At 39.0% G+C, this 210-nt stretch carries 1 protein-coding gene; it reads left to right on the top strand.

Features of this window, described 5'->3' with window-relative positions; translation table 11 throughout:
* Positions 1–210 (top strand): hypothetical protein (locus V6255_RS18975; protein WP_341629484.1); only part of this gene is annotated, 210 nt, incomplete at both ends.

The following is a 210-nucleotide window of genomic DNA, read 5'->3' as shown; positions in this document are numbered from 1 at the left end:
TTGAAGTTTGGTGGCGAAGCTACTGAAGATGTCGTAGTAGAAGAAGAAGTCGTTGATGTAACGGGAGTAAATCTAGGCGCAAATATACTAGATACCACTGTTGGTGATTCTGGCGAATTAAGAATTGTACTTGAAGATCAAGCATCCGTAAGTATTATTCTAGAAGGCAAAGTAAGTGCAACAATTCAATTACAAGAAGATGCCGATACG

The organism is Psychromonas arctica, from assembly GCF_038155225.1.
GTDB lineage: Bacteria > Pseudomonadota > Gammaproteobacteria > Enterobacterales > Psychromonadaceae > Psychromonas > Psychromonas arctica_B.
Note: the sequence above shows the minus strand (reverse complement) of the source record. Positions and strands in the feature narration are given on the sequence as shown.